9 protein-coding genes are annotated in these 8,613 nt (G+C 42.5%); 6 read left to right on the top strand and 3 right to left on the bottom strand.

What is annotated here, in order from left to right:
- The first annotated feature begins 167 nt into the window (after positions 1-167).
- Complete coding sequence (locus IQ224_RS19075) at positions 168-434, top strand: DUF6761 family protein (protein WP_002739044.1); 267 nt, start codon at positions 168-170, stop codon at positions 432-434.
- A 146-nt stretch (positions 435-580) separates the two neighbouring features.
- On the opposite strand, the gene dacB is transcribed toward IQ224_RS19075, so the two are convergent.
- The gene (gene dacB / locus IQ224_RS19080) at positions 581-1,471 is read right to left on the bottom strand and encodes a D-alanyl-D-alanine carboxypeptidase/D-alanyl-D-alanine-endopeptidase (RefSeq protein WP_002744924.1); all 891 of its coding nucleotides are present in this window, start codon (positions 1,469-1,471) and stop codon (positions 581-583) included.
- A gap of 280 nt (positions 1,472-1,751) precedes the next feature.
- Here dacB and IQ224_RS19085 point away from each other — a divergent pair, with 280 nt between their 5' ends.
- Positions 1,752-2,702 (top strand): ABC transporter ATP-binding protein, encoded by a 951-nt coding sequence (locus IQ224_RS19085; protein ID WP_036401337.1) that lies wholly within the window; start codon positions 1,752-1,754, stop codon positions 2,700-2,702.
- 48 nt (positions 2,703-2,750) lie between these two features.
- On the opposite strand, the gene IQ224_RS19090 is transcribed toward IQ224_RS19085, so the two are convergent.
- Both IQ224_RS19090 and IQ224_RS19095 read right to left on the bottom strand, forming a co-directional pair.
- Positions 2,751-3,383, bottom strand: coding sequence for a Uma2 family endonuclease (locus IQ224_RS19090; RefSeq protein WP_002744919.1), 633 nt, complete (start codon positions 3,381-3,383; stop codon positions 2,751-2,753).
- Positions 3,384-3,495: 112 nt separating this feature from the next.
- Positions 3,496-4,560, bottom strand: a complete 1,065-nt coding sequence (locus tag IQ224_RS19095; RefSeq protein ID WP_153044882.1) for a hypothetical protein — start codon at positions 4,558-4,560, stop codon at positions 3,496-3,498.
- A gap of 657 nt (positions 4,561-5,217) precedes the next feature.
- Between IQ224_RS19095 and IQ224_RS19100 the strand changes: the two genes are divergently transcribed.
- The 4 genes from IQ224_RS19100 (at position 5,218) to trxB (ending at position 8,523) form a co-directional block, all read left to right on the top strand.
- Positions 5,218-5,988: an HAD family hydrolase gene (locus IQ224_RS19100; protein WP_002744911.1), complete on the top strand. Its 771-nt coding sequence runs from the start codon at positions 5,218-5,220 to the stop codon at positions 5,986-5,988.
- 134 nt (positions 5,989-6,122) lie between these two features.
- Complete coding sequence (locus IQ224_RS19105; RefSeq protein WP_002744910.1) at positions 6,123-6,710, top strand: Panacea domain-containing protein; 588 nt, start codon at positions 6,123-6,125, stop codon at positions 6,708-6,710.
- Complete coding sequence (locus tag IQ224_RS19110) at positions 6,682-7,059, top strand: hypothetical protein (protein ID WP_002744909.1); 378 nt, start codon at positions 6,682-6,684, stop codon at positions 7,057-7,059. Before IQ224_RS19105 ends, IQ224_RS19110 begins: the two co-directional genes overlap by 29 nt.
- Before the next feature lie 105 nt (positions 7,060-7,164).
- Positions 7,165-8,523: a thioredoxin-disulfide reductase gene (gene trxB / locus IQ224_RS19115; RefSeq protein ID WP_002744908.1), complete on the top strand. Its 1,359-nt coding sequence runs from the start codon at positions 7,165-7,167 to the stop codon at positions 8,521-8,523.
- Positions 8,524-8,613 lie beyond the last annotated feature (90 nt).

Genomic DNA, 8,613 nt, shown 5'->3' on the forward strand with positions numbered 1-8,613 from the left:
CCCCACACCCCACACCCCACACCCTTTACTGATCACTGAAAATACCCTCGTCTGTGTTTTGGCGATTTGGTGAGTACAATAGAGGTATCGGAGACCGAGAATAGCAATTCTCCCTACGATTATCCATAAACACTTACCCCCACTCTCTCTTTTTTGTTCTACTGCCCATGCTCCAAGATACCCAATCCATTCGCTACTATCAAAGACTAACCGATGACATGGTGGATCTTTGGCACCGTGGCTCGCGTTTTGATGAGATCCGACTATACGTTGAAGGCTATTTAGCCTGTTTACGCGATTCTAGTTCCATAGAACCCTATCTAATTCATCGTCTCGAAGAAGAAATATTTCGTTTTCTGCGAGATCCTTCTAATTTTGAATATCTCTCCCCCCAAACCCAAACCCAAACTGAAGCAGATTATGGCTATTATTAACCCCATATCGGGTTAAGGGAATTTGGCCATCAGTTCCGCAAAAAAAATCGGATTGACTCGCGAGAATCGCCCCCGGATTAGACCTCTTGCATCAGGCAGAATTAAGGAGTTAGGAGTTGGGAGACAGGGCGATTTTTACCAGCGCTCTACTGAGGTTGACAGGAACGAGATGCGGTCATCTGTAGAACAATAGTATCGATCGCTTTCACCAGAGCCTGTCCGGAAACCCGTTGATTATTAACGATAATGCTAAATAACATCGGTTCTTGGTGGGGGTTTTCTAGATAACCCGATAGGGCCCGCACACCGGTAAGAGTGCCAGTTTTAGCGTAAACTGTGCCAGTAGCGGCCGTCTGACGCATTCGGTTTCTCAGGGTGCCACTAATGCCCGCTACCGGTAAGGAAGCATGGAAAGTGTCGCGATTAGGAGAATAATACATCACCCGCAAAATTTCCACGATCGAGCGGGGAGTAGCGGTATTACGGCGGGATAATCCCGAACCATCGGCTAAACGAAAACCACTGGGATTGATGCCTAATTGTGCCAAGATGGCAGTAACACTTTTAGAACCGCCGATAAAGCGAAAAAGAGTGTCAGCGTAGAAATTATTACTTCTCTGATTAGTGATATTCACCCAATCGCGCAGGGATTTTTTTTGAATTGTCGTTTCCGGGTTCATCGCTTGTAGAGCGGCAGCCGTGGTAAATAACTTTGTATTAGAAGCAGGGATAAAATAACGATCGGCGTTATGACTATAAATAACCGTTTGGCGATCGATAGATTCGATTAATATACCCCACTGATTGGGAGCTTGACTGATAATTTTATCGATATTTGCCCCAATCAATTGAGTACAGGTATTATTATTGGTGTTATTGTTTTCTGGCGGGGGAACGTATAATTCGATGGATTCGTTCGACGAGGAAGGAGCGGGATAAACAGACAGATTAACTTGAGCGATGCTGGGGTAAGCCAAGGCGATAGTGGCTACACTGGCCACTGTCAGTGAATTAAGGCAATTGAGGAGTTGTTTCATGCTGTGTTTGTGTAAGAGTCTGGTTTCCATAAGCGTTCGCCCTATTGTACCAGTTGCCGCTCAAGTGTCAACGTTACCTTTCTAACAGATTTTAGCGGCTAATTTTCGGCAATGCCAGAGAAGAAAGCTGGCAATAGCCCGGAACTGCACTGATACCGCTTCTCAACACCAGTTGGAATTTTTCTGGGTTCCAAAACTGGGCTATTTTGATACCGTTGACATTACTGCTGACAATTTGGGGATAATAAAGGCAAAGTGTCGGAGAGATGATTCCAAAACAATGACGAATACCAGCCGTCAAACTGTGCTAGAGACGTTAAACTTACAAAAAACTTATCGGACGGGATTCTGGTTAAATAAGAAAATCGAATCCTTGAAAAACTGTACTTTAATTGTCCATGAGGGCGAAACCTTTGGATTATTAGGCCCGAACGGTGCCGGCAAAACCACGCTCTTAAAAACCCTTTTGGGGATTGTTCGACCCACTTCCGGACGGGCCTTGATTCTCGGTCAACCAATTGGCGATCGCTCGGTCAGGCAACGCATCGGCTATCTTCCTGAAAATGCCTACTACTACGACTATCTCACCGGCTGGGAATTCCTGCAATTAATCGGCGGCATTTTTCAAATTCTCTCTTCTGTGCAGAAAAAACGCATTCCTGAATTATTGGATTTAGTGGGATTAGACCGCAAAACTGCCCAGAAAAAACAATTGCGTCAATATTCTAAGGGTATGATGCAACGGATCGGTATAGCTCAAGCATTAATCAATGATCCCGAATTAGTCTTTTTCGATGAACCGATGTCGGGACTGGACCCTATCGGTCGCTATCAGGTGCGAGAAATTATTCAATCCCTCAAACAACAGGGGAAAACCATCTTTTTTAACTCTCATATTCTCTCCGATGTGGAACAAATTTGCGATCGCATTGCCCTGTTGGCCCGGGGAGAATTACTCTGTGTCGGTTCCCTCGACCAAATTCTCGGTCGTGCTGATGTCTATCAGGTGATTGTTCAAGGTGGTGGGGAGGAGCAACTACAGCAATGGCTCCTCGGTTTGCATTGGCGCGATAATTGTTGGCACGGACAACTACAGGGAGAACCCGATGCTTTTCTGGCTGCCCTGTCTAGTATGGATGTTCGCTTGATCAGTCTTAATTTAGCTCGTGCTTCCCTAGAAGAATTTTTTATCGACCAATTACGTCAGCGCGGTATTACCTCTAGTCAATAGGCACTCTCAGAGCAAATCCGTTTTTAATAGTAGCCAAGAAACATCCTCTCAGATTTGGTCGGGATTAATGCCCAATTCCCGCAGTTTATTGGCTAATCTTTCCGCTCGTTGTTTTTCCTCGTTATAGCTGGTGAAAGCTTGTCCATCGGGATAAAAAAGCAACATTTCTGGTTCCCCCAACTGAAAACGAATGCCTAAACGGGGACTAACCCAATTATCAAGGTTGTCAAGAATTTCTAGCTGATTTTCCCCTCTTATCCAACCACTGGCATCGTTTTTATGGGGATCATAAAGATAATACTCCTCGACCCCATAACGGTCATAAAATAGCTGTTTTTTGGCCATTTCCGTGAGGGTGTTACCCGGAGAGAGGATTTCAAAAACTACCTGGGGACTAATGTTATTTTCTAGCCATTGTCGATAGGAACCTCTTTCCCCTTTTGGTCTCCCAAAAACCACCATGATATCCAGCGCTTGACGCAGTTTATTATCATTTTCCACGGGATACCAAAGTAAATCCCCCGCAACAAAGACATCAGACTGCTGGCGAAATAGCCAGTCTAAATTAGTTTTAATTGTCGTGATCCAACGAAATTGTAGGGTATTATCGGCCATGGGTTGACTATCGCTATCGGGGTAGATAATTTCAATGACGTTAGTTTTATCTAGTTGCGAAACCATAAGACTAAGTTAAAAAGGAAAAAGGAAAAAGGAAAAAGGAAAAAGTTAAAACTAGAAAATGTTAACTCATCTATCAAAGTGAAACTTGTGAAGTTACAGAAGTTTTAAAAGATTAAGTGCGAGGCCAACCAAATTCCCTAGAAAACCGATTATCATAATAAGTTTTCTTCAAATAGGCTAAATCAGCTTCCCAATCCTGAATAGCTTTACGGTAATCCTTGCTTTTATCACGCTTTGCATTACGGGTAAATGCAGCAATAGATTCTGCTAACTTTTGCAATCTTTTAGCCGTGTTAGGTTGACCCCATTTAATTAAATATTCACTATCCTGAATTCCATCTATCTGATGCAGAAAAATGAAATCGAGAACTTTTAATCTTTCACTTTGACTATTGCCATGAATACCAACTTTATAGCCATACTTGCGAAGCAAACCCTCCTCATATTTAAAATTGTCAGTTGGTAATTTATGCAAACTAGGTTTGACGGTTGTAGTCGGCCACACAAAACTTTGAGATTTATCAAATGCCTCTTTTAATCTTTTCAAATCTTCCTGGATTTTTTCTATTTCTTCAACTCGTTGATTATCTCTATTGTCTAGTTCTTTAAATAATAATTGTTGAAGTTCTAACAATTTCTGATTACAGTTCTTAAAACTCTGAGTTAACTCTATCTCTCTTTGATTCAATTTCAAAAACTCGTCTATTTCTACTTTATTATTTAGTTGATTATCTCTAGTACCTAGTTCTTTAAATAATAATTGTTGAAGTTCTAACAATTTCTGATTACAGTTCTTAAAACTCTGAGTTAACTCTATCTCTCTTTGATTCAATTTCAAAAACTCGTCTATTTCTACTTTATTATTTAATTGAGCATTCAATACATCAAATTTATCTTGGAAATTTTGATGAGAATCTGGTGGAAACTGAGCAATCGAGGTGTTATGGCTGACTGCTTGCTCTAATCTGCGACGAATGCTCCAACTAAGAGGCAAGTTTAGAGCCAGTGGAACTGCTGCGTAAATAACTTGCTGCGTGAAGGTTGCTGCCAATAAACCAGCAACAGACAAACTAAGGGAAACTAACTCAGCTAAATCTAAAGGACGCATATTATTTTCATATACGACTTGATCTTGAGTTAACAGAAACTCTATATAAGTCATTATAGCATTTGCCATACAGCTTTCGAGTAATAGAATGTTTGTAAATCAAAGTTAAGAATCTTTTTGCTTCCACACTCTACAATTACCTTCTAATCTCCTGCTGACAGGGGGACAAGCTGGCTGAACTCCTTACATCACAAGCTTTTTGGGGTGTTCGATCAAAAAAGTTCGATGCACCTCACCCCCAGTTGTTGATAAAGATTTCTAGTAAGCTCGCCCAAATCCCTGATTCTCTCGTTGGCTTTTTAGCTGAGAGCGATGTATCTATTTGTAACTGAGGAGCCTCAAAACCTTTGTGGATAATACTTTGAGAGGGCTTGTCCCCCTGTCAGAATCTCCTGTTGCATTAATTAGATCATGGCAATGTAAACCAGACTTTCTTGGTTCTCTGATAACTGCTCATAATCTCGTGTTAAGCTTTTGGCATTTTCTAGCTATGCTTAGGTTCTTTGCACTACCCACCGCTTCGGTTCGGCCGAAAACCCTTCATCTTCGGTTGGGTTAGGCATTGCTAACCCACCTGCCATTGTTGAGATATAAACAAGCATTTATGAATCAATCCCCACATATTCTAGCCTGACACTTTGATGTATCAACGATAGCGTAATGTACTGGACAATTCTTTAATTTTTGATGCGCTATACTGCCATTGTTGAGATTAAACAAGAATTTATGAATCAATCCCCGCGCATTCTAGCACTCGATTTTGATGGTGTTCTTTGTGATGGCATGATCGAGTATTTTCAGATTAGCAAACGCACCTATGAAACCCTTTGGCCGGAAATAATTCCCGAGGATTTTTTCCCGAGGTTTTCGCAACTTCGTCCCGTTATCGAAACCGGTTGGGAAATGCCTTTACTGTTGCGATCGCTCGTTCTCGATATTCCCGACGGGGAAGCTTTAAATAATTGGCCATCAATTCGGCAAAATCTACTAGAAAGGGAGAAAATAGCGAAAAAAGTTCTCTCAAATGCTCTCGATAGTCTTCGGGATCGATGGATTGAGTCGGATCTAGAGTCTTGGTTAACTTTACATCAATTTTATCAACCCGCGATCGATCGCCTGGCCTCTCTTTTAGACTCGGATTTTTTGGTTTATATCATCACTACCAAAGAAAGTCGTTTTGTCAAGCAATTGTTACAAAAAGTAGCAATTAATTTTCCAGAAGCGAGATTAATTGGCAAGGAAATCAAACAACCAAAATACGTCACTATTCAGCAAATACTAGCTGATTTACCAGAATCTCCCGCTAATTTGTGGTTTGTCGAGGATCGTCTCGATGCGTTGGAATTAGTGGAGCAACAAGCAGATTTAAACGATGTGGGCTTATATTTAGCCGATTGGGGATATAATACCGCCCAAATGCGCCAAAAAGTCGCCCAAGATACCCGTATTAAGCTGTTATCCCTATCTCAATTTGCGGCAGACTTTACCCACTGGTAGAGTCAGTAACGAGGAATATTAAAACTTCCCCCATTACCCCATGAGCATTGTTAAGCTTTCTTTATACACTTGTACTAACTGTCAATTTCTTTTACAATGGTCATAGGTCGATATTCCAAAAATTTTGTGGAGCTATGATTGACTGCCTGACTGTGGCTCGCTACTTTATTATCAGAGCTTACGAGGATGGTATAGACGCTGAAATGACTAATATGAAAGTCCAAAAGCTTTTATATTATGCACAGAGCTTGCATTTGGCCCTATACGATGAACCATTGTTTAAGGAGGAAATTCAAGCATGGCGTTACGGTCCGGTTTGTCCTGCTGCCTATAAGTTCTACAGTGATTTTGAGGCTAAACAATTACCAATTCCTCGCCAAGAATCCTTATCTGGGCTGCCATCGGAGAAAAAAGAACTTTTAGAAGAAATTTGGCAATATTTCGGTAACTACCACGCCTATCGGTTGAGTGATATGACTCACGCGGAATTTCCCTGGAAAAAGGCTCGTAAAGGTCTGCCACCAGAAGAAAGTTCCACAGAGCCAATTCTCCTTGATGATATGAAAGCATTAGGTTATCAAAAGCTTGATTTGATAGAACAGGAACATCCGGCCTACAAAGCAGCCATGTCTGAAGTTTTGAAGGAAGCATTGGCGACGGAATCTTCTCATCCTATTGGGAAAGGAGAAGTGCATGACTGGCTCAATTCCCTTCTCGATTGAATCTTCTGACAACTTCGAGCGCTCTTTCAAAAAACTGGCAAAAGTTCACAAAAATAGCTTTGTTGAACTTATTACCAAAACTTTAGAGGATTTAATCGACGACCAATATCCCCATAACTCCCGCCAGGAACCTCTACCGGGGAAAATTCAGTTGCCGGAAGGCTGGACTTTTCACAAGCTCGATATCCGGATTTCAAAGGGTGCTGCGGGGCAAATTAGATTAATGTATTTGGTGAGCGCGACTACCTACACAATTAAACTGGTTTGGATTTACAGCCATGAGCAGTTTGTCAAACGTCCTGCTGATGCCGATTTAAAAGCTATTATCCGAGATATTCTGGATTTTTAGGCAGAAATCTACTTCTTGGTAGGTTAGGACGCATATGACACAGATAACCGGTAACTGATTCTGTTATAATAAAAAGCGTAGTCGTTATGAGTTGCATTTACGGTTATGACTGTCGAGAATTTAGTCATTATTGGTTCGGGACCTGCAGGATATACGGCGGCAATTTATGCGGCGCGTGCGAACTTAAAACCCTTGATGTTTGAGGGTTTCCAAGCGGGAGGCATTCCGGGGGGACAACTGATGACTACCACAGAAGTAGAAAATTTCCCCGGTTTTCCCGAAGGAATCACCGGTCCGAAGCTGATGGAAAGAATGAAGGAACAGGCCGAAAGATGGGGGACCCAATGCTATACCGAAGATGTTATCTCGGTGGATTTAAGTCAGCGTCCTTTTACCATTCGTTCCACGGACCGGGAAGTTAAGGCCAATAGTATTATTATCGCCACGGGAGCCACTGCCAAACGCTTAGGATTACCCAGCGAGGCCCAATTCTGGAGTAACGGCATTTCCGCTTGTGCTATCTGTGACGGTGCTACACCGATATTTAGAGAGGAAAACCTCGCTGTCATTGGTGGCGGTGACTCCGCAGCCGAAGAAGCCGTATATTTAACTAAATACGGCTCTCACGTCCATTTATTGATACGCGGGGAAGCGATGCGTGCCTCGAAAGCAATGCAGGACCGGGTGTTAAATAATCCGAAAGTTACCGTTCATTTTCACACCCAAGCGGTGGATGTGTTCGGTACAGGCAGTAAAATGGCAGGACTACGCATTAAAAACTCGCAAACGGGAGAAATTAGCGAATTAGCCGTTAGAGGGTTATTTTATGCCATCGGTCACACTCCCAATACTTCCCTATTCCAAGGACAATTAGAATTAGACGAGGTGGGTTATGTGAAAGTCAAACCGGGGACCGTTGCTACCAGCGTCGAGGGGGTTTTTGCCGCAGGAGACGTGCAGGACCACGAATACCGTCAGGCAATCACTGCCGCAGGTACGGGTTGTATGGCGGCGTTATTGGCAGAAAGATGGTTATCGGAGCATAATTTAATCCAAGAATACCGTCAATCAGCCACTTCTGAACATTACGAGACGAAAACCGTTAGCGAAACCCCGGCCGATACGGAGGAGACTTTTGATATTAACAAAACCCGTCACGTTGGGGGTTATGCTTTGCGGAAATTATTCCATGATGGCGATCGCTTGTTAATGGTAAAATATGTTTCTCCCACCTGTGGCCCCTGTAAAACCCTGAAACCGATTTTAGATAAAGTGGTCGATGAGTACGATGGCAAAATTTATTTTGTGGAAATTGACATCGAAGCTGACCCGGAAATTGCCAAAATGGGTCAAGTAACCGGGACTCCCACGGTACAATTCTTTAAGGACCGGGAATTAGTCAAGGAAATGCGCGGAGTCAAACAAAAAAGCGATTTTCGTCAAGTAATTGAGAGTTATCAATAATCAGTTATCAGTTATCAGTTATCAGTTATCAGATGTGAGTTTTGAGTTTACTGTTTACTGAAAAAGCTCCCCACACCCCACACCCCACAC

The sequence above is a fragment of the Microcystis sp. LEGE 00066 genome (genome assembly GCF_015207925.1).
Lineage (GTDB): Bacteria > Cyanobacteriota > Cyanobacteriia > Cyanobacteriales > Microcystaceae > Microcystis > Microcystis ichthyoblabe_A.